The 19,680-nt window shown below is 65.3% G+C and carries 19 protein-coding genes; 11 read left to right on the forward strand and 8 right to left on the reverse strand.

What is annotated here, in order from left to right:
- The first annotated feature begins 70 nt into the window (after positions 1-70).
- Together ACPGXI_RS09605 and ACPGXI_RS09610 are read left to right on the forward strand one after the other, a co-directional pair.
- The gene (locus tag ACPGXI_RS09605) at positions 71-625 is read left to right on the forward strand and encodes a class I SAM-dependent methyltransferase (protein WP_526652193.1); all 555 of its coding nucleotides are present in this window, start codon (positions 71-73) and stop codon (positions 623-625) included.
- A gap of 36 nt (positions 626-661) precedes the next feature.
- Positions 662-1,414 carry an alpha/beta hydrolase family protein gene (locus ACPGXI_RS09610; RefSeq protein WP_526652195.1) on the forward strand — a complete coding sequence of 251 codons (753 nt, stop codon included), beginning with the start codon at positions 662-664 and terminating at the stop codon, positions 1,412-1,414.
- A 36-nt stretch (positions 1,415-1,450) separates the two neighbouring features.
- Here ACPGXI_RS09610 and ACPGXI_RS09615 read toward each other — a convergent pair whose 3' ends face one another.
- Positions 1,451-2,017 (reverse strand): hypothetical protein, encoded by a 567-nt coding sequence (locus ACPGXI_RS09615; protein ID WP_526652197.1) that lies wholly within the window; start codon positions 2,015-2,017, stop codon positions 1,451-1,453.
- A 122-nt stretch (positions 2,018-2,139) separates the two neighbouring features.
- Here ACPGXI_RS09615 and ACPGXI_RS09620 point away from each other — a divergent pair, with 122 nt between their 5' ends.
- Together ACPGXI_RS09620 and ACPGXI_RS09625 are read left to right on the forward strand one after the other, a co-directional pair.
- Complete coding sequence (locus tag ACPGXI_RS09620) at positions 2,140-2,763, forward strand: YdcF family protein (protein ID WP_526652199.1); 624 nt, start codon at positions 2,140-2,142, stop codon at positions 2,761-2,763.
- The gene (locus tag ACPGXI_RS09625; RefSeq protein WP_526652201.1) at positions 2,763-3,491 is read left to right on the forward strand and encodes a CPBP family intramembrane glutamic endopeptidase; all 729 of its coding nucleotides are present in this window, start codon (positions 2,763-2,765) and stop codon (positions 3,489-3,491) included. The genes ACPGXI_RS09620 and ACPGXI_RS09625 overlap by 1 nt, the downstream gene beginning before the upstream one ends.
- A 5-nt stretch (positions 3,492-3,496) precedes the next feature.
- Here ACPGXI_RS09625 and ACPGXI_RS09630 read toward each other — a convergent pair whose 3' ends face one another.
- The 4 genes from ACPGXI_RS09630 to tpx form a co-directional block, all read right to left on the reverse strand.
- Positions 3,497-5,329: a fatty acyl-AMP ligase gene (locus tag ACPGXI_RS09630; protein ID WP_526652203.1), complete on the reverse strand. Its 1,833-nt coding sequence runs from the start codon at positions 5,327-5,329 to the stop codon at positions 3,497-3,499.
- Between the two features lie 183 nt (positions 5,330-5,512).
- Entirely contained in the window at positions 5,513-6,889 is a 1,377-nt protein-coding gene (locus tag ACPGXI_RS09635) for a PE-PPE domain-containing protein (RefSeq protein ID WP_526652205.1), read from the reverse strand.
- 562 nt (positions 6,890-7,451) lie between these two features.
- A complete protein-coding gene (gene ripD, locus ACPGXI_RS09640) occupies positions 7,452-8,066 on the reverse strand; it encodes an NlpC/P60 family peptidoglycan-binding protein RipD (RefSeq protein WP_526652207.1) in 615 nt (204 codons plus the stop codon).
- A gap of 197 nt (positions 8,067-8,263) precedes the next feature.
- Entirely contained in the window at positions 8,264-8,761 is a 498-nt protein-coding gene (gene tpx, locus ACPGXI_RS09645; protein ID WP_526652209.1) for a thiol peroxidase, read from the reverse strand.
- Positions 8,762-8,875: 114 nt separating this feature from the next.
- Here tpx and tenA point away from each other — a divergent pair, with 114 nt between their 5' ends.
- The 5 genes from tenA to aceA all read left to right on the forward strand — a co-directional run bounded on the left by tenA (position 8,876) and on the right by aceA (position 15,313).
- Complete coding sequence (gene tenA, locus ACPGXI_RS09650) at positions 8,876-9,586, forward strand: thiaminase II (RefSeq protein ID WP_526652211.1); 711 nt, start codon at positions 8,876-8,878, stop codon at positions 9,584-9,586.
- A gap of 86 nt (positions 9,587-9,672) precedes the next feature.
- Positions 9,673-10,947, forward strand: a complete 1,275-nt coding sequence (locus tag ACPGXI_RS09655) for a GTP cyclohydrolase II (protein ID WP_526652213.1) — start codon at positions 9,673-9,675, stop codon at positions 10,945-10,947.
- Positions 10,948-10,998: 51 nt separating this feature from the next.
- On the forward strand, positions 10,999-12,264 hold the full coding sequence (locus tag ACPGXI_RS09660) for a DUF1688 family protein (RefSeq protein WP_526652258.1): 1,266 nt from the start codon (positions 10,999-11,001) through the stop codon (positions 12,262-12,264).
- A gap of 17 nt (positions 12,265-12,281) precedes the next feature.
- Positions 12,282-12,923, forward strand: a complete 642-nt coding sequence (upp, locus tag ACPGXI_RS09665; RefSeq protein ID WP_526652215.1) for a uracil phosphoribosyltransferase — start codon at positions 12,282-12,284, stop codon at positions 12,921-12,923.
- Positions 12,924-13,024: 101 nt separating this feature from the next.
- Positions 13,025-15,313 (forward strand): isocitrate lyase ICL2, encoded by a 2,289-nt coding sequence (gene aceA / locus ACPGXI_RS09670; protein WP_526652217.1) that lies wholly within the window; start codon positions 13,025-13,027, stop codon positions 15,311-15,313.
- Positions 15,314-15,323: 10 nt separating this feature from the next.
- On the opposite strand, the gene ACPGXI_RS09675 is transcribed toward aceA, so the two are convergent.
- Together ACPGXI_RS09675 and ACPGXI_RS09680 are read right to left on the reverse strand one after the other, a co-directional pair.
- The gene (locus tag ACPGXI_RS09675; RefSeq protein WP_526652219.1) at positions 15,324-16,574 is read right to left on the reverse strand and encodes a GNAT family N-acetyltransferase; all 1,251 of its coding nucleotides are present in this window, start codon (positions 16,572-16,574) and stop codon (positions 15,324-15,326) included.
- 452 nt (positions 16,575-17,026) lie between these two features.
- Entirely contained in the window at positions 17,027-17,971 is a 945-nt protein-coding gene (locus ACPGXI_RS09680) for an enolase C-terminal domain-like protein (RefSeq protein ID WP_526652221.1), read from the reverse strand.
- Between the two features lie 110 nt (positions 17,972-18,081).
- Between ACPGXI_RS09680 and ACPGXI_RS09685 the strand changes: the two genes are divergently transcribed.
- Complete coding sequence (locus ACPGXI_RS09685) at positions 18,082-18,825, forward strand: glutamine amidotransferase (RefSeq protein WP_526652223.1); 744 nt, start codon at positions 18,082-18,084, stop codon at positions 18,823-18,825.
- 127 nt (positions 18,826-18,952) lie between these two features.
- Here the strand turns inward: ACPGXI_RS09685 and ACPGXI_RS09690 are convergent, their stop codons facing one another.
- Complete coding sequence (locus ACPGXI_RS09690) at positions 18,953-19,144, reverse strand: Dabb family protein (RefSeq protein ID WP_526652224.1); 192 nt, start codon at positions 19,142-19,144, stop codon at positions 18,953-18,955.
- 81 nt (positions 19,145-19,225) lie between these two features.
- Between ACPGXI_RS09690 and ACPGXI_RS09695 the strand changes: the two genes are divergently transcribed.
- Complete coding sequence (locus ACPGXI_RS09695; RefSeq protein ID WP_526652226.1) at positions 19,226-19,675, forward strand: Fur family transcriptional regulator; 450 nt, start codon at positions 19,226-19,228, stop codon at positions 19,673-19,675.
- The last annotated feature ends 5 nt before the right edge of the window (positions 19,676-19,680 follow it).

A 19,680-nucleotide genomic window follows, 5' to 3' on the forward strand; every position in this document is an offset into this window, starting at 1 on the left:
CCAATCGCGCAGTCGCCCGCGCCGCGGCGGAATGTCTCCAACCACTGCGTGAGGCCCTAGCCTCGAGGTCGTGTCCGACGACGATCGCGTCCGCTGGGATCAGCGGTACGCCGACCACGCTGCGGTGTCCTATGACGACGTTGGGCTCCCCATCGTGTTCCAGCCCTTCGCCGACACCTTTCCCACCGCCGGGTGCGCACTTGATTTGGCCTGTGGGCGTGGTGGAGCCGCTGTGTGGCTGGCTCAGCGCGGATTGGACGTCTGGGGGTGTGACGTGTCCCCGGTGGCGGTCGCGCAGGCTCGCGAGCTCGCCGAAATCGGCGGCGTGGCTGCCCGCTGCCACTTCGAGATCGTCGACCTCGACGGTGGCCTGCCAACGGGTCCACGCTCGGATATTCTGATCTGCAACAAGTTTCGCGATGATTCTCTTGACCGGTCCATCATCGACCGGATTGCCAGTGGTGGGCTCCTGGCGATCAGCGCGCTCAGCGAAGTCGGAGCCTCCCCCGGCCCGTTTCGGGCCAAGGCGGGCGAGTTGAGACAGGCATTCGACGGTCTGGAGGTGATCACGGCAGGGGAATCCAACGGCGAGGCCTGGCTGCTGGCTCGCCGCGGGCGATCGTAGCGGTGTTTGGCTGGCCGTGGTGACAGGATGGTCGACGTGGCAGAGCGCATAACGTTCCCCAGCAGCAGCGGTCCGGCCCTGGCGGGTCTCGTCGACCTGCCTCGCGGCGAAGCGCGGGGGTGGGGGGTTTTCGCCCACGGGTTCACGCTTGGCAAAGATTGCCCCGCGGCCAGTCGTATCTGCAAGGAACTCGCCCGCGAGGGCATCGGCATGCTCCGATTCGACAACCTTGGGCTGGGTGACTCCGAGGGTGATTGGGGCGACGGTTCCTTCTCCCACAAGGTTGCCGACACCGTTCGGGCGGTGGGGTTCATGAACGACTCGGGCCGCGAGGTGCGCCTGCTCGTCGGCCACTCCTTCGGCGGCGCTGCGGTAATCGCGGCCGCGCACGACTGCCCGACCGTCGCCGCGGTGGCCAGCGTCGGCGCACCTTTCGACCCCGCTCACGTCGAGCACAGCTATGACGCCCTCGTGCAACGGATCGAGGCGGAGGGCGAGGCGCCGTTCCTGATCGGCGGCAAGGCCCTCACCCTCAGGCGACATTTTATCGAGGATGTCCGTGCGGTGGATCTGCGTAAGCGGATCGAAACCGTGCGCCGAGCCCTGCTCATCTTGCACTCGCCTACCGACAACACCGTGGGCATCGCGAATGCCAGCGAGATCTTTCGGGCGGCCCGGCACCCTCGCAGCTTCGTCTCGCTCGAGGGGGCCGATCACCTACTCACCGGGAAGAATCAGGCGGCACGAGCGGCCCGGATCATCGGCGCCTGGGCCGACCCGTACCTGTGAGCGAGCGCCCGTCTTCGTCCTGCACTCAGCCAAGAGTCAGCTGCCGCCCACCTCGGCGGGAAGCGGCGGCGGTAGGGGTGTGGTCCGTGTCGGCACCGCGGTTGTCGGCGCCGCGGTTGTCGGCACCGTGGTGGGCGCTGTGGTTGTCGGCACCGTGGTGGGCGCCGTGGTTGTCGGCGCCGTCGACGTGGTCAAGCCCGGGCGGTGGAAGTCGAGCATCGTTTCGTCGCGGATCACTCGTTCCCCGGTGCTGATGACCAACGCACTCGAGGTCACCATGTACTCGATTCCGTCGTTGTCGGCGGTGAAGGCACCGTCCGAGGATCGCGAGGCTGAGGCGATGAGCTTGGCGCCGTCACGTACCCGCACGCCCCGGTACTGGTAATCGCCGTCCGAACTCCGGCAGATCGCCACCCGCGACGTCTTTGTGCTCCCGAAGACGACCGCCGTAGCAGGTGAAGTGCATCGCGCGGTCGAGTCGACATAACCCTGGCTGTCGAACGCGGGTGCCGGCGAGGCCGTGGGCACTACCAGCATGAAGAGGGCCGAGAACGCAGCCGTGACGAACGCCGCCTGGCGAGGAAGTCTGCGGTAGGTAGGCATCACCATTCACCAGAACACATCCTGGCCTACCGCGAGCATGGCGGCGGTCGTTGCCCGCCGCATCGTTCGCGGTTCGAGACCGGAGCGTAATAACTCAGGGTGGTGTGGCGATGAACTTTACGATGACTGCAACTCCGGGGCAACGACGCGGCGCCCTACCCTCGTTCAGGGCGGTATTCGTCGCGTTCGGGACGGCGCTGGCCCTGGCTGCCGCTGTTCTGGTCGGCGGAGTGCCGGCGGGTTCCGCCCACGCTGCGCCACCTCAGTTGGTGGCCAAGGATTTCTCGAAGCCGGCGATCGTCGTGCTGGGCTACGGGCTCAAACCTGACGGCACGATGCGCTGGATTCTGCACACTCGCGTTTTGGCCGCGCTGGCGGTCGCGCAGATGTTCCCGCAAGCGCCCATCATCGTGACCGGTGGCAACCCGCGCAACGGAAACACCGAGGCGGAGCAGATGGGCAAGATGTTGCGTCTCTACGGAACTCCCCGCGATCGGATAATCCTCGAGGAGCGATCCAGCAGCACGGAACAGAACGCGAGATTCTCAGTGCCGCTGGCGCAGGAGGCGGGTGCGTCGGGAATCATCCTGGTGACCTCCTCCTCGCACCAGGAACGCGCGGACGGGATCTTCGCCGACGCGGGCGCCAACATACTGGCGACGGTGAGCTTCCCCGACCTGAACCCGTCGACCAACATCACCCAGTTCGTCCGAGACGTGATCAGCCCGCTCGTCACTGTCAGCTGATGGGGCTAACGTCCCCGGGTGTGGACGCCGCACCGCAGCCGCGCCCGCATCGCTGGGGGCTGGGCGCCTTCTTGCTCGTCGAGCTGGTCTACCTGGTGTCGGCACTGTTGCTTGCGCTCCTGTTAGGCGGTCAAGGGTCCGTTGCGGTCTCCGCGGTGATTCTGATCGTCGCGGCGCCGACCCTCTTGGCGGCCGGGTTGGCGATTCTCATCACAAAGTTGCGAGGAAACGGGCCGCGCATCGACCTGAAGTTGCAGTGGTCCTGGCGCGGCGCGGGTTTGGGCGCTCTGTTCGGAGTTGGCGGCCTGGTCATCGCGCTTCCCGCCGCGGCGCTGTGGGGTGCGATCGTCGGCGACGATGCGGGCTCCGCCGCCGGCGATGTGTTCGGCGACGTCCGAGGGACGTGGGCGTCGGCGGTCCTCGTGTTCGTGGTCATCGTGTTCGTCGCTCCCCTCTGCGAGGAGATCGTCTATCGCGGCTTGCTCTGGGGTGCGCTGGACTGGCGCTGGGGGCGGTGGGTGGCACTGATCGTCACCACTGTGGTCTTCGCGGTCGCGCATCTTGAGTGGTCAAGGGCGCCGCTACTTTTGGTGGTCGCGCTCCCGATCGGTTTGGCGCGGTTGTACGCCGGCAATCTGACCGCGAGCATCGTCGCTCACCAGGTGACCAATCTGCTGCCGGGGCTGGTTCTGATGTTCAGCGTCGCCGGTGTTGCGCCGGCAGTCTGAGCCGGTCAGTCGAACATGCCGCCGAGGTAGGCGGCGCGGGATGCGCGACGGGCCAGTTTGCCGCTGGTGGTGCGTGGAATCGAGCCGGCAGGAACCATGCGCACATCGGCGACCTGGACACCGTGTCGGCGCAGCACCGTGTTCTTGATCGCCTCGATCGCCGACGAGGGATCGAGGCGCGCAGTTCCGGCGGCCCGCTCAGCGACCACGACGAGGCTCTCGCCGTCATCCCCGCCCACCGCGAAGGCCGCAGCGTAACCGCGCCGGATGATCGGTGATGCCTCGGCGGCAGTGGACTCGATGTCCTGCGGATAGTGATGGGCGCCGCCGACCGTCACGATATCGGCGATGCGGCCGGTGACGAACAGTTCGCCATCCAGATAAAGTCCGAGATCTCCTGTCCGCAGCCATGTTTCGTCAATGCCACCGGCGGCATGGCTGCCCACGGGCAACGTCGAGCTGATGTGAGCGCCGAAAGTGTGCCGGGTTTCCTCTGGTCTGTCCCAGTAGCCCTGGCCGATGTTGCTGCCCTGCAACCAGATTTCGCCTACCTGGCCGTCGGAAAGCTCGGCCGTGGTCTCCGGGTCGACGATCGCACACCGCAGACTGCGGGCGACCTGGCCACACGACACATGCGGGGCCGCCTGCGGATCATCGGCCTGGACCCGGACGGCCTGCCCGCCGGCAAGCAGCTGACGGTCGAAGTACACCACCTGCGCCTGAGCCGTGGGCGCGATGGTGGAGACGAACAACGTGGCCTCGGCAATACCGTAGGACGGTTTGAAGGCGTTGCGGGGCAGGCCGAACGGCGCGAACGCGTCGTTGAATGCGGTGATCGACTCGATACTGACTGGCTCTGAGCCGATAATCGTGACCACGTTGGTCAGGTCGATCCCCGACCCCTGCGCGGGCACTCCGCGTTGCGCCGTCCAGTCGTAGGCGAAGTTGGGTGCCGCAGTCACGGCTCGGCCGATCTTCGATTCGGCGGACAGCGCTTCGATCCAGCGCAGCGGCCTACGGACGAACGCCGTCGGTGACATCAGTGTGGAATGGCCGCCGTACACCGCCGGAAAGCCGATCATCGACAGACCCATGTCGTGGTACAGCGGCAGCCAGCTGACACCGTGGTTGTTCCGGTCGCGGAGGTCGATCGACAGGATCATCTGCATAAGGTTCGTGCCCACAGCACGGTGGGTGATTTCGACACCCACCGGTGGACGCGTCGCGCCACCGGTGTACTGCAGGTGGGAGACGTCGTCGACTTCGATGGCGGCGCCGACGAACTCACCTGCGGCGGAGTCGGGGATCTCGTCGATCACGATCACATCTGGTTGGCATTGCCCACCGAGCCTGTCGTCCAGGAAGGCCTGGACGCTCCTGCGCACCGCGGCGGTGGTCAGCAGGGCCGCAGGACGCGCGTCCCGCAGTGCAGTGTCGAGGCGCTCAGTGTGTCCCGGAAGCTCGGGAGCGAACAAGGGCACCGCGATGGCCCCAGCTTTGATGGCGGCGAAGAAGCCGGCGACGTAATCCAGGCCCTGAGGCGCCAGAATCGCCACTCGATCTCCACGAGCGGTCATGCGCTGGATGCGGGCGCCAATCGCCCGCAGTCGAACGCCGAGTTCGTTCCAGGTCATCTCTACCGCGCGACCGGCCGCAGGCCCGGTGAAGTCGAGATAGCGGTATGCGATCGCCTCACCGACATTGGCGATGTTGCGATCGATCAACGAGATCAAGTTGACGCCGGGCGGCAGCACGACATCGCCGTCGGCATCGAGGCAGTCCTCGACCTTCAACAGGCCTTCGCGTACGGGAACGTCTCGACCCTTAACGCTTGTCATGTGTGCAGTTTAGGGGTGACTCTCTCGGGCAGGTTGGGCGACATTCGTCGATTGCCCTTGCGCGCGACGTGCGCCGCAAACGGTGATTTTACTGTGCACCAGCGCTTCTCCCCTCATGTGCCTCGCCAGGCCGATCCGCGTGGAAATGGGTTTCGCCACCGTGTCCGGACCGCTTCTGGCGAACTACTCGGCCGAGGATTCCGACGTCGTGCCCGATTCGCCGCTCGGGTCCGCGGACGCGCTGTCCTGCCCGTCAGCATCTCCCCCGCGTGACGATCCCGTCTCATCGGAGTCCGAGGTTGACTCGGACCCGGAGTCGCCACCGTTATCCGAGCGCTCAGCGTTCGGCGCGGTGTCGTCCTCTTCGCTCTCGATGGCACTCTCGATGTCGACATCGGCGTCGACATCGGCGCCGACATCGGCGTCGACATCGGCGTCGACATCGGCTGTCGAAGTCGCAGTTTCGCCGTCGACTGACTGCTCGTCAGCTTCGGTGGCCGCCTGGTCCCAAGAAGTCGAATCCTCAGCAGCCGAATCCTCAGCAGCCGAATCCAAAGCGGTCGAATCCTCAGCGGTCGAATCCACAGCCGTGGGATCGGCAGCCGCCGGATCCTCAGCTGTCAGTTCGACAGTCGCCGGTTCGCTTGACTCGGGGGTCTGCGAGCTTCCCGCCGCATCTGGCAGGTTCGGCTCAGCTCGTTGGGGCGACTCGACGACTGCGGAGGACGGGTCATCAGCGACCGTTGCCGCAGCGACGGGCCCGTCCTCGAGTGATGAAAACTGCTGCAGTGCCTCGGCATGGTCGCTCGGGTCGACCAATCCGGAGTAATTGCGATCGTAGCCGGCGTCGATGATCGCCTTGAGCGGGTCGTTGATGAGGTCCGCCAGCGTTCCGAGGCCTAGGTCTCGCAGCGGTTGCAGAAGCGGAATGTTCTCGTTTCGGATCAGGACGTAGGTGGTGTTCCCCTCCTGCCAGACCAGCTTTTCGGCGTTTTCGAGGTCCACCTCGCTATAGCCGTAGATGTGTACGTGTTGGGCGCCGGCGAGCGCGTTCGCAAACGCGAGAACATTGAACAGATTGTCGGGAAGATCTGCGACACCGTCATACTCGACGGCTATGTCGAGGATGCCGTACCGGGAATCGGGCGTGGGGTCGTCGATGTCGTAGATCGGGCGCACGCCGCCGTACTTGCGGAGCGGGTTCGCGACAAGGACGAACGAGAGATCCTCCGCGGCGGGGGCGCCCCATCTGCCTTCGTTGCCGCGGATCCACTCGGTTGCGATGACCGACCCCTGCGAGAAGCCCACCACCGTTGTCGGTGACGGTGCCACCCAGAGGGCCACGGTGAGTGCCGTCAGACCGCTGAATTCTCCGACCAGGGGCGCTCCCGACAGGTACTCGACGGTCTTGCAGGTGTTGCCCGAGTCGGCCGAGCAGTATGCGCCCTGAAAGATCTCCCTGGTATCCCAATCCAGCTTGCCGCCCGCGGTATATCCCTCAATTGTGCGGACATTTGCTGCCAACGCCGCTTGCGGAGCCGCGATTGCGCTCGCAGCCATTACCGCGACGGATCCTGCGATAGCGAGTACTCCGCGCACTTGTGGTCCTTGTCGTAGGTTGGCCGTCGTAGGTTGGCACAGGTCTGGTTACCTTGCGGTTGGGCCGAATCGAGATTAAGTCGGACCCGTCGATCCCGCAATATGAGTGGTGTATCAGGCCTCCGGGTTGATCGCGCTGTTCCGGCGCAGCGGCAGCGGCATCGGCTCTGCAAAGCAGACTCTGCCGTCTCCTGTTACGCGTGATCACTGTCCTATCACGATCAACAAGGGCAAGGGACGAGAACCTGGCAATTGAGTAGCGGCACCCCAGATCAGTTTGACCACACGCCGGATCAGTTTGCTGTCCGGCAGAGGGCGGTTGTGCGCAATTCGGCCACCGTGCAACTCATCGCTCCCGCCACCGTGCGGAGGCGCCCGTCCCGTGGTGAGTCGGCGGGTCCGGTCGGCCCTAAATCTGCAGTGCCGCAGCGCCGTGCGGGGCGATGCTCGGGTCCGGCTAGATTGCAGCGCAACGTAATCCAGACGGCGCGGACTCCGCGCCGTCTGGTGAGGTGTCGGAACCTCAGGCGATGATGCGGACCAGGTAGGGAGTCATGCCCTTGGTGCGGACCGGCGAGACTTCCACACCCGAGTCAGTGGTCTCGACCATCTTTCCGTCACCGATGAACAACGCCACACTCTGAGTGCCCTCGGGGCCGTAGAACAGCAGATCACCCGGCAACGCGAGGCTCGGCAGGACCTTCTGGCCGACTTTGTACTGCTCGCCCGATGAGCGCGGCAACTTCACGCCCGCGCCGGCGTAGGCATACACCACGAGACCGGAAGAGTCGAAGCCGACGACCTCGACCCGGCGTGGCTCGGGCTCGGGGATGCCCGCGTCCGGATTGAGGCCGGGCAGATTCAGCCCGGGCACCAGGTCGAGGGGGGCGGCTTCACCGGCGGCTTGTTCGAGCGGAGCCGCATCATCTGTCTGTGGCACCTCAACGGTGCCCTTACTCGGACCCGCCGCGTCGCCGCCGCCGTAGGCGAACGGGACGCCGGTTTGGGAGACCGCGCGGGCGATCACGACCTCGACGGCCTTTTGATTGGCCGCAGATCGCGTGACGTCAGCGGTCGCGAGGCCAGGCGTCGCCACCAGTAGTACGAGACCGATTACGAGGACAAGGACGCGTCGCATTGCACTACCACCGTTTCCCAGATGCCAGCACCGGAGTTAGCGCTGGACTCAGTGATTAACAACAGTCACTATGACCACTTCTACACCATTCTTTGACGCCAACCAGGGTCGTCGCAGGACGGTGAACCAAGGAGATGCGGTACCGGAATCGAACGGTGATCTACGGGCGCGTTCGGCCCTCTAAGGTGTGTGCCGGCTCACAGGTTGAGCGCGGCCAAACCCGCCTCATAGTCGGGCTCCTGCCCTATCTCGGGCACCAGCTCCGTGTAAGCCACGTTGCCGTCAACCCCGATCACCACCACGGCGCGGCCCAGCAGCCCTGCCATCGGGCCGTCGACGATGGTGATGCCGTAGTCATCGCCGAAGGTCGCGCGAAATGCTGATGCAGGGGTCACATTCTCGATGTCCTCCAGGCCGCAAAACCGCTTCTGCGCGAAGGGCAGATCGTTGGAGACACACAGCACGGAGGCCCCGCCCGCGGCCGCACGTTCATTGAATATCCGCACGCTGTCCGCACAGACCGGGGTGTCCACCGATGGGAAGATGTTCAGCAGCAGAGGCTTGTCGCGGAACTGGTCGGCGGTGACCGGACCGAGATCGGTGCCGGCAAGAGTGAAGCCGGGCGCCGGCGATCCGACAGCGGGTAGTTCTCCGACGGTGTTGAACGGGTTTCCCTGCAGGGTTATCTGTGCCATCGGCTCAGTGTGTCAACCGTGACCGGAGCACCCGCGTGAGGGGCGCGGAGTGCTCGGGCACTGGACGGACCGGGTTCCGCCTACTCGGCTACTCATGGCTGACAAGATGACGCCATGAAACAGACGAACAGCGCGCCTCCGCGCATCGGCCCCGCCGATCCCGACTCGTGGACCACCCGGTTGTGGACGGAGATCGGCCCTATTTTCAGCGCGATCACCGCCCACCCGTTCGTCACCGGACTCACCGACGGCAGTCTCGACCCTGATGCATTCGCCCAGTACGTTGCCCAGGACGTTCTCTACCTGCGTGCCTATGCCCGTGCGCTGGCGGTCCTCGGCGCCAAGGCGCCCTCACCAGCCGGCACCGCCATGTTCGCCAGGCACGCCGCCGAGGTCTTCGACGTTGAACTGGCGCTGCACGGCGAGCTGCTGCCCGCGCTCGGGTTGAGCGCCGAGGCCGTCGACTCCGCCCCGGTGACCCCGACCACCCAGGCCTACAACAGCTATCTGCTGGCCACCGTGTACTCCGGCAGCTTCGCCGACGGATTGGCCGCCGTGCTCCCCTGCTACTGGATCTATGCTGAGGTCGGGGCCGAATTGTTGGGGCGGGGCTCGACCGACGCACGCTACCAGCGCTGGATCGACAGCTATGGCGGCGAGGAGTTCGCCGCGACGGTCACCGAGGTGCTGCGTCTGGCCGACCGGATCGGACCGACCCTGAACCGCGCCGAGGAAGCAACCGCGCGTGCGCATTTCGTGACGACGTCGCGATATGAGTGGATGTTCTTCGACGCCGCCTACCGATGCGAGGCCTGGCCAGTCTGACGGCATCGGGCGCCTGCTGCTCCCAGTGGCTATGCTTGCGACTTCCTCTTACCGAGGGGATGCAGCCGAGGAGGCCGACAAGAAAGATGCCCGCCCAAGCCTCCGCTCCGCCGCCTTCCGAGTCCTCGGGCGGACACATCCGACTGACATCGCACAGCGGTGGCGCCGAAGCTCCGGCCATCCGTTGGGGCGCGCCCACCGCAGCGCTGCGCGGTCCCGTCGTCGGGACCACCTTCACGCGCGCTCATCGCAATGTAATCGGGAGCCACAGCGGCGCATACGGCGTATACCGAGCGTTGGCGGTCGCCGCGGGCGCTCTGTCACGTGACCATCGCGCGGACCTGACCGACACCTCGCCGACCGATGTCATCGGACCACATCCGCAGTGGAAGGACCCTGCGGCGATTGTCAGCATGGATCCCTGGGGGGCGATGGTCGCCGAGGCCTTCGCCGATGAACTGGCCAACGGAATCGACGTCCGCCCCACCATTGCGGTGACCAAGGCGCAGGTGTTCCTGCCCGAGATCAGCGAGGCCATTCTCAGGGGTCGCCTCAGCCCAGACGACTTGGTGCTACTCCCCAACGGAGCCGCCCAGGTGACGAAGGCAGCCATCGAGCCGGTATGGCATCTGCCCGGCGTTGCCCAGCGCTTCGGCTGCAGCGAAACCGATCTGCGCCGAGCACTTTTCGAGGAGACCGGCGGTATGTACCCCGAGTTGGTGACCCGCTCGGATCTCGAGGTGTTTCTCCCGCCCGTCGGCGGGCAGAGCATCTATATCTTCGGCGATCCGCGTGACCTCGCGGATCCGGCTGTCGAGTTGACCGCCCGCGTGCATGACGAGTGCAACGGTTCGGACGTGTTCGGGTCGGATATCTGCACTTGCCGGCCGTACCTCACCCACGCGATCGAAGAGTGCATTCGGGGCGCCCAGCGCGGCGGAGTCGGCCTGGCCGCCTATTCGCGCAAGGAGGGCCGAGCCCTCGGTGAGGTGACGAAGTTCCTGGTCTACAACGCGCGCAAGCGCCAGGTCGGCGGCGACACCGCCGATCAGTACTTCGCTCGCACCGAATGCGTTGCCGGCGTGCAGGACATGCGGTTCCAGGAACTCATGCCCGACGTGCTGCATTGGCTCGGAATCACGAAGATTCACCGACTGGTCTCGATGAGCAACATGAAGTACGACGCGATCACCGGGTCCGGTATCGAGGTCGGCGAGCGGGTGTCGATTCCCGAAGAATTGATCCCGGCCGACGCCCAGGTGGAGATGGACGCGAAGATGGCGGCCGGCTACTTCACACCCAACGCGGCACCCGATGCCGAGGAACTCAAGAGAGCCAAAGGCAGGGGGCTGGACGCATGACCCTGCGCGGCGGTCCCGTCGGCGAAAATCGTGGGTGAAATCGTGGGTGAAATCGTGGGTGAAATCGTGGGTGAAGAGCTGGACCAGCGCGCAGCGCAGCCAGCCGATGCCGTCGCGATCTTGCGCACCACAAGTGCGGTTCGGTCTCGCTCGGCACAGCTGCTCGAACGCGCCCGATCCGGCAGTTCCCGCTGGTTCACTGTCTGCGACGCCGGGTTGCTTGTGGCCGCCGAAGAGGTCGCCGCCGTCACCCGCACCCGCTACCCGGACTTAGCAATCCCCTACCACAGCCGCTGGCGCCAATTCGAGGTCGGCGGGGTGGACCGGCGCACCGAACTCGATGGTTTGCTCGCGGCCGGCGGTCGGCAAGAGCGGGCGCGAGCGATGGTCGATCTCACGGTGGTCAGCGTGCTACTCGATGCCGGTGCCGGTGCCTGTTGGGGCTTCGTCGAGGATCGCGGCGACACCAGAGCACGTTTCACCCGATCCGAGGGCCTGGCCGTCGCCAGCTGGCACGCGTTTGTCACCGGCGAGTTCTCCAGCGACCCGACACGACCGATGCAGGTCGACGCCGCGGCGTTGCGGTCGATGACCGAGGACGGGTTGGCGAGGCTGCTGCAGGTGGCACCGGGCAATCATCTGGTAGGACTGCCCGGCCGTGTGGGGCTGCTGCGCCGGCTCGGTTGTGCACTGGCCGCGCAACCTGACCTATTCGGCCCCCAGGGCCGGCCGGGCGGGTTGTTCGATGCCCTCGCCACGGAGTCAGGCTCGGTGGATGCCCGTGACATATTGGCGCACCTGCTGAGCTCGCTGTCTTCGATATGGCCCTCCGGCAACGTCATCGGCAACTTCGGGCTGGGAGACTGCTGGCATCACGATGCGGTGGCCGGCCCCGGATTGACGGCGGGATGGCTGCCGTTGCACAAACTGTCCCAGTGGCTGACCTACTCGCTGATCGAACCGTTCGTCTGGGCCGGGGTCACGGTGACCGGAGTCACTGAACTGACTGGATTGCCCGAGTACCGCAACGGCGGACTTCTGCTGGATGCCGGGGTGTTGAGTCTGCGTGATCGCGGCTGCGCCGAGCGCACCTGGAGCCCGGCCGATGAGCTGGTGGTCGAGTGGCGCGCGCTGACGGTGGCGCTGCTCGACGAACTGGCGCCGCTGGTGCGCAACCAATTAGGAGTGGACGCTGAGCGGATGCCACTGGCGTGCGTGCTCGAGGGCGGCACCTGGGCGGCTGGACGCGCTTCGGCGCAGCGCCTGCGAGACGGTCTGCCACCGCTGGCGATTGCCAGTGACGGCACGGTTTTCTAGAACGGCCAGGAGGCGACATGGACGTCGGCACAGGTGGAGTGCACCTGATCGACCACCCCCTGATTCGGCACAAGATCACCTTGATGCGTCGAAAAGAAGCTTCCACAAACAGTTTTCGCCGCCTCGTGCATGAGGTGTCAGTACTGATGGCCTATGAGGTGCTTCGTGATGTTCCGACGCACGACGTGCAGGTCGACACCCCGCTGGAACGCACCACGGGCCAGGCGATTGACGGAAAGAAGCTCGTCTTCGCCTCGATCCTCCGGGCGGGCACCGGCATCCTCGACGGCATGCTCGAGGTTGTCCCGTCGGCCCGCGTCGGCCACATCGGCCTCTACCGCGACCCGAAAACGCTTGTAGCCGTGGAGTACTACTTCAAGATGCCCAGCGACCTGCACGAACGGGATGTGGTGGTGGTTGACCCGATGTTGGCGACCGGGCACTCCGCGGTGGCTGCGGTGGATCGGCTGGCCGAACACGCTCCGAAGTCCATCAAGTTCGTCTGTCTGCTGACCTGCCCCGAAGGCATTGCCGCAATGACCGACGCCCATCCCACGGTGCCGATCTACACTGCCGCGATCGATCGGCAGCTCGATGGACACGGCTACATCCTGCCCGGGCTCGGTGACGCAGGTGATCGGATCTTCGGCACCAAGTAGTTCTCAACCACCGCGCGGGTGCCGAGATTGCGGGTACGGCCGAGTCTGATGAGGCACGTCGAGTACTTCCCAGCCGACCGCCTCGCGCCGTACTGTGAGTTATGGCCATCATTGAAGCTGACCTCCAAACCCAGACGCCGTTCGAGCGCGATGTCGCCGACACGCAGAGCTACTTTGACAGTCCCCGCTTTGAGGCGGTCACCCGCCTCTACACGGCTCGGCAAGTCGCTGAGCAGCGTGGCACCATTCCCGCCGACTACCCCGTCGCGCGTGAGGCGGCGACCGCGTTCTATCCGCACTTGCGCGACCTGTTCGCACAGGGCAAGAGCATCACCACGTTCGGCCCCTATTCGCCCGGTCAGGCCGTGGCGATGAAACGGATGGGCATCGACGGCATTTACCTTGGGGGTTGGGCTACTTCTGCGAAGGGCTCCATCAGCGAGGACCCCGGACCCGACCTGGCGAGTTATCCGCTCAGCCAGGTCCCGGAGGAAGCGGCCGGCCTGGTGCGGGCTCTGTTGACAGCAGATCGCAACCAGCAGTACCTGCGGCAGCGGATGACCAGTGGCCAACGTGCAGCGCACGCGTCGGTCGACTACCGTCCCTTCATCATCGCCGACGCCGATACCGGCCATGGTGGTGATCCGCACGTACGCAACCTGATCCGGCGTTTTGTCGAGGCAGGCGTGCCCGGCTACCACATCGAGGACCAGCGACCCGGGACAAAGAAGTGCGGCCATCAGGGCGGCAAGGTGCTGGTGCCCTCCGACGAACAGATCAAGCGGCTCAACACCGCCCGATTCCAGCTGGACATCATGCGCGTGCCCGGCATCATCGTCGCGCGCACCGACGCCGAGGCGGCCAATCTGATCGACAGTCGCGCTGATGAGCGCGACCAGCCGTTCCTGCTCGGAGCCACCAATCTGGAGATTCCCCCGTACAAGTCCTGCTTTCTGGCCATGATGCGGCGTTTCTACGACAAGGGAGTGACCGAACTCAACGGCCATCTGCTCTACGCACTGCCCGACGGCGAATACGCCACCGCGGAGGCGTGGCTTGACCGAGTGGGCCTGGTGACGGTGATCGATGAGACAGCGGCGGCTTGCCTGGACGGTATGGAGCCCTCTGTGGACGCCGCCTTCGACACAGTGGAGTCACGCTTCGTCGATGCCTGGCAGGAGGAAGCCAGGCTGAATACCTACGGTGAAGCGGTAGCCGAGCTTCTCGCATTCCGCGAGCGCGAAGGTGAGCCCTCGGGCATGAGCGTCGACGAATGGCGCAAGTTCGCGCAGCGGGCACCGCTCTACACCGCCCAGGAGAAGGCCAAGGAGTTGGGTGTCGACGTGGCCTGGGACTGCGACCGGGTCAAGACGCCGGAGGGCTACTGCCAGGTACGCGGCGGCATCCCCTACGCGATTGCGAAGTCGCTGGCCGCCGCCCCGTTCGCGGACATCCTCTGGATGGAGACCAAGACCGCAGACCTTGCCGACGCCAAGCAGTTCGCCGATGCGATCCATGCCGTCTACCCCGACCAGATGCTCTCCTACAATCTGTCGCCGTCGTTCAACTGGGACACCACCGGGATGAGCGATGAGGAGATGCGTTCCTTCCCCGAGGAACTCGGCAAGATGGGTTTCGTCTTCAACTTCATCACCTACGGCGGTCACCAGGTCGACGGCGTCGCCTCCGAGGAGTTCGCCACCTCACTACGGCAGGAGGGAATGCTGGCGTTGGCGCGGCTGCAACGCAAGATGCGGTTGGTCGAATCTCCCTACCGCACACCGCAAACATTGGTCGGTGGACCACGCAGCGATGCAGCGCTGGCCGCCTCCTCGGGGCGGACGGCGACGACGAAATCGATGGGTAAGGGCTCGACACAGCACCAGCACCTCGTGCAGACCGAGGTGCCCAAGAAGCTGCTCGAAGAATGGCTGGCGCTGTGGAGCGAGCACAACAAGCTCCCCGGGAAGCTGTCGGTGCAGCTGCGGCCCAGGCGGGCCGGCTCCGATGTGCTGGACTTGGGTATCTACGGCGACGGTGACGAGCCACTGGCCAACGTGGTCGTCGATCCGATCAAGGATCGGCACGGTCGCAGCATCCTCACCGTGCGCGACCAGAACACCTTCGCCGAGCAGTTGCGGCAGAAGCGCCTGATGGACGTGATCCATCTCTGGTTGATCCATCGGTTCAAGGCCGAGATCGTTTACTACGTCACCCCGACCGAGGACAACCTCTATCAGACCGAGAAGATGAAGTCTCATGGGATCTTCAGCGACGTCTATCAAGAGGTCGGCGAGATCATCGTCGCCGATGTGAACAAGGCCCGGATCGAGGAGCTGCTGGCACCGGATCGGGCGGCGTTGAGCCGATTGATCAGCAAGCAGGACTAGTCAAGCAGGACTAGTTTGGTCGGTCTGCCCCCGGCCTCACCTTGCCTGTGCGCATCCGCGTCTTCCACCGGTTCGATGGCCCGCCGCTGCCCAACACCTGGTGTCGCCGTCGTTCCTGCCGGCTGTCCAACGCGGACGCCGCGTGGGAGTAGACCTGGTGGAGCAGCTGCGAACGGCGCCGCGTTGGGGTGATGTCGAAGTCGTGGTGGATAACCAGTTTCGAGCTCCACCGCATCTTGGCGACGTTCGGGCCGGTCGACAGGTTGACCGAGTTGCGTCCTGCGGTGACGGCAGCCTGCACTGCCTTGAAGATCAACATTGTGTTCAGGTTCAGATCCCAGTAGTTCGGGTCGAGCCCACTGACCGAGATGTAGTCAGAGCTTCCATCGGAGAGCACCAACTGCGCCGCGACCGGGACGCCCGAATGCTCAGCCAGCTGAACGGAGGCCAGCCCCTCGCGCGCCAGCCGGACCGCCGCGTCGCCGAGGAAGTCATCGATGCGCCCGCCCAGCATGTTCGCGTGGGTCACTTTGCCCTGCATCTCGGACCGCATCGTGTGCAGCCGGATGATCTGGCGGACCGCATCAGCGACCTCGACGGGATCGGTGACGCAACGAAAACTGATGTTGCCCATCTTGGCTGATCGATTCCGAGCGCGGCGCAGTGACTCCCGCACGTTGCGTTTCAGCCCTGGCAGTACGAGCTCAGGATCTTCGGGAAGATCGTCGAGGACAACGCACGGCCTGACCTTGCGATGTTGAATCAATCCGTCGGAGTCGCCCTCGAGCCACTGGGGCAGCGGCCAACCCTGGCCGTCACCTACTGATATCTGGGCCCAGTCCGAGTTTGGGAGCGAGGCCACGTGCTGGACGACGGCGCAGAGGACGTCGCGTGCGCGATCGGGAAGCGCCACCAGGTGCACGCCCTCGGTGAGTGACTCGCCCTGACCGGTTCCGATCGGCTGGATGGTGGTCATGGTCATTCGACCCAACGAGCGATGGCGCCGGTAGAGCGGAGCTATACCGATGAGGCGGGCTTCAACACCCTCTCGAACCGCAACACTCTCTCGCACCGCAACGTACTCCAGGTCACCTTGGGGAACGAAGTGCTCGGCCCAGGTCAGCGACCAAGCGGGATGCGCGAACGGCGATCCGAGGCGCGCGGTGCGAACCAGTTCCGCCCACTCTTCTCGAATTTCGGACAACGATTGGAAATCCCGTATTGCCGAAATCATCAGTCGCGCCCCCGCCGAGTTGCCCATTATCTCCCACCTTGGCCGGATTTCGTTTGAGTTGACCGGTCATGACTCGCCCAGGGCTCGGGCACGACCGGCGCGAACGCGCGCCTGCGTCGCCCGAATAGGCAAAACCAGAACCCGATTCATCCTCTGGGAAGACTCTTGTGACCGTCGGCCCAGTTGCCCGCCAGCGATCACCTTATCGCTCAGGTGCTCCACATTCCGCTGCGCCGACGTCGGCACGGCGGACGTATTCGACATCCACAGTGGCGCGCAATCGCCATCACGGGAAGGCATCAAGTCCGTCATGGGCATTTTAGCTTTCCACAAGAACGCGCGCTTTCCACAAGAACCTGCGCCCAGCTGAGCCCAAACGCAATGAGCGACCCTCAGATGACGCTGGGTGGGTTCTGTCGCGACCAACGATTGGATCCGCCGAGTGAGTTGCTGCCGGAATGCCATTTCGGCAGTTCGGGTCAGCCGACCGCGGAAGCTCGACGAAGCAGTTCGCGCCAGCGCTGTACCTTGCCCGGGTCCGTGACGCCGAACTCTGCGAGCCGCGCGGGCTCCGGCGCGGCAGGCATGGGTGCCGCCGGCAAGTAGCCCTGCGTTGGGACCAGCGAGCGCATTTCGGCGACGACATCCTCGGCAACGGGCCACCCCGCGGCCGGCCCGCAGGTATACGGCAGGTTCGGCAGTGCGGCAGCGAGGGCGACGTCGGCGGCCAAACCGACGCTGGTCTTGCCGGCGAGGTTCACCAGAGACGGCAGCCCGAGAATTTCCGCGCGGCGCAGCGCGCGGCGCACCCCGCCCAGGGGCGCGCACCGCAGCACCGCGATGTCGGCGGCGTCGTCGCACCGGCCCGCCTCGGACAGCAGCGTGGCATCCACCGCGACCGCGATGTCGACCCCGCGCCGGACCGCCGCGGCGTCCTCGACGTTTCGACAGATAAGCTCCACCAGCTCAAGTCCGCCCGCGGCCCGGTCCAGCTGCGCGATCGAGGCGACCGTGGCGTCGACGTCATCGCCGGCCTGGACCACGCAGCGCAGAGCCGCCCGCGGGCCCAGCGCATCGCGTACGGCCGCCAGCCGGTCGGCGTTCGCGCCCAGCGCGTTCCGCCCCGTTGAGACGGAGACACGGGCGCAGTGGGAACCGGCGGCCAACCGGTAGGCCGTCGCCGGATCTGTTTCGGGCACCCCGACGGCGACCGGTACCCGACCCCGTGTCGCGTCGGGCCACCCGACGGTGCCTGGCTCCATCGCCGCCGTCAGCCATCGCGCTGCGGCCGCATCTTCGCTATCGAGGGGCGGGCTGAACTCGCCCCAGCCCTGCGGCCCCTCCAACAGCACGCCCTCACGGACGTCATCGGCGGCTGGGATCATGAACACCGGAGCGTCGTCGAAATCGATGAGTGTTCTCACTGAACGATAAAACTATCCCGCTGCCGCGATGGTTGCTCGAGCGCCATGCCGATCGACGAGCTACGCCGGCTGCCGGATGCCATGCTCGCCGTCGCGGCTACCCTTGAGAAGTGGCCGACGCTCCTTTCCTGCTGCTGTCGATCCGGGGCGAGGACGAGGCGGCTCACGACGAGTACCGGGCGATGATGCGGTTCGCCGACCTTGACGAGCGCGGTTTGCACCGGATCCGGCTGACACACCGACCGCTGGGCGCGGTCGACCTGTCGCGGTGGTCGGGCATCGTCCTGGGGGGCGGGCCGTACAACGTCAGTGACGAACCCGGTGCGAAGTCTGCGGTTCAGCAGCGGGTCGAGGCAGAGTTGGCCGAGCTTATCGACGAGGTCGTCGAACGTGATTTTCCTTTTCTCGGGTGTTGTTACGGCGTTGGGACTTTGGGTTCGGCAGTCGGTGCCGTCGTGGATCGGGCTCACCCCGAACCGGTGGGGCCGGTCACCGTCGAACTCTCCCCGGAAGGGCGCGCTGATCCGCTGTTCGCGGGCCTGCCGGAGACATTCGACGCATTCGGTGGCCACAAAGAGGCAGCTTCGTGGCTTCCGGACCACGTGGCCCGGCTGGCCAGTTCCGCCGACTGCCCTGTCCAGGCGTTCCGGGTAGGTGCGAACGTCTATGCAACGCAGTTCCATCCCGAACTCGACCTCGACGGTATCTGTACGCGGATCGATGTCTACAAAGATCACGGCTATTTCGCCCCGGAAACCGCCGAATCTCTCAAAGACGCTGCACGGCAACGGATAGTGAAGCATCCGATGAGCGTCCTGCGCACGTTTGCGCAGCGGTACGCCCAGCCTGGTTAGACATACTGTGGCGGGCGGAAATCGGTCAGAAAGCGTCGAGTTCGAACTGTGCCCGGGCCACCTGGTCGATGAACGGTGCAAGGCGGGCGCGCAACCGGTTGTGCTCGGCGTCGCCGTCATACCGTTTTTATGCGGCGGTGTCCTCGAAATCGGCGACGATCACGAAATCCCAGTTCCCCTCGCGCAGGCCGGCATCGGACCCCACGGTGTAGCGCTGTGTTCCAGGGCAGTTCAACTCGCGTAGGCCCTGCTGGATCTGCTCCACTTCGTTGGCGTCGTATCCGCTCTTCAGCTTGGCAAGAACCACATTTCGGATCATTGAGTGACCCTAACAGTGCAGCTAGGGCCGCATAAGGGGAAATACTTGACTCAGTCCAAAAAACGACGTAGAACTGAGGATGTGACCTCGGAGTACGCGGATGTTTTGCGTAGTGCGGACCTGCGCGTCACGCGACCGCGGGTAGCCGTTCTGGAGGCCGTGAAAGGCCATCCACACGCTGACACCGACACCATCTTCGGTGCCGTGCGAGTTGCTCTGCCGGAGGTGTCCCGGCAAGCGGTCTACGACGTGCTGGCAGCGCTGACCGCTGTCGGCCTGGTGCGAAAGATCCACCCTTCGGGGTCGGTCGCGCGTTACGAGTCGCGGGTCGGCGACAACCATCATCACCTCGTCTGCCGTTCGTGCGGCACCATCGCTGATATCGATTGCGCTGTCGGCGAGGCTCCGTGCCTGACACCCTCTGAGCCGGCCGAGCAACTGGACGGGTTCGTCGTCGACGAGGCCGAGGTTGTCTACTGGGGCCTGTGCCCCGACTGCTCGTTGAAAGAGACTTCCCGATCACTGTCGTGATCACC

The sequence above is a fragment of the Mycobacterium sp. genome (assembly GCF_049608025.1).
GTDB lineage: Bacteria > Actinomycetota > Actinomycetes > Mycobacteriales > Mycobacteriaceae > Mycobacterium.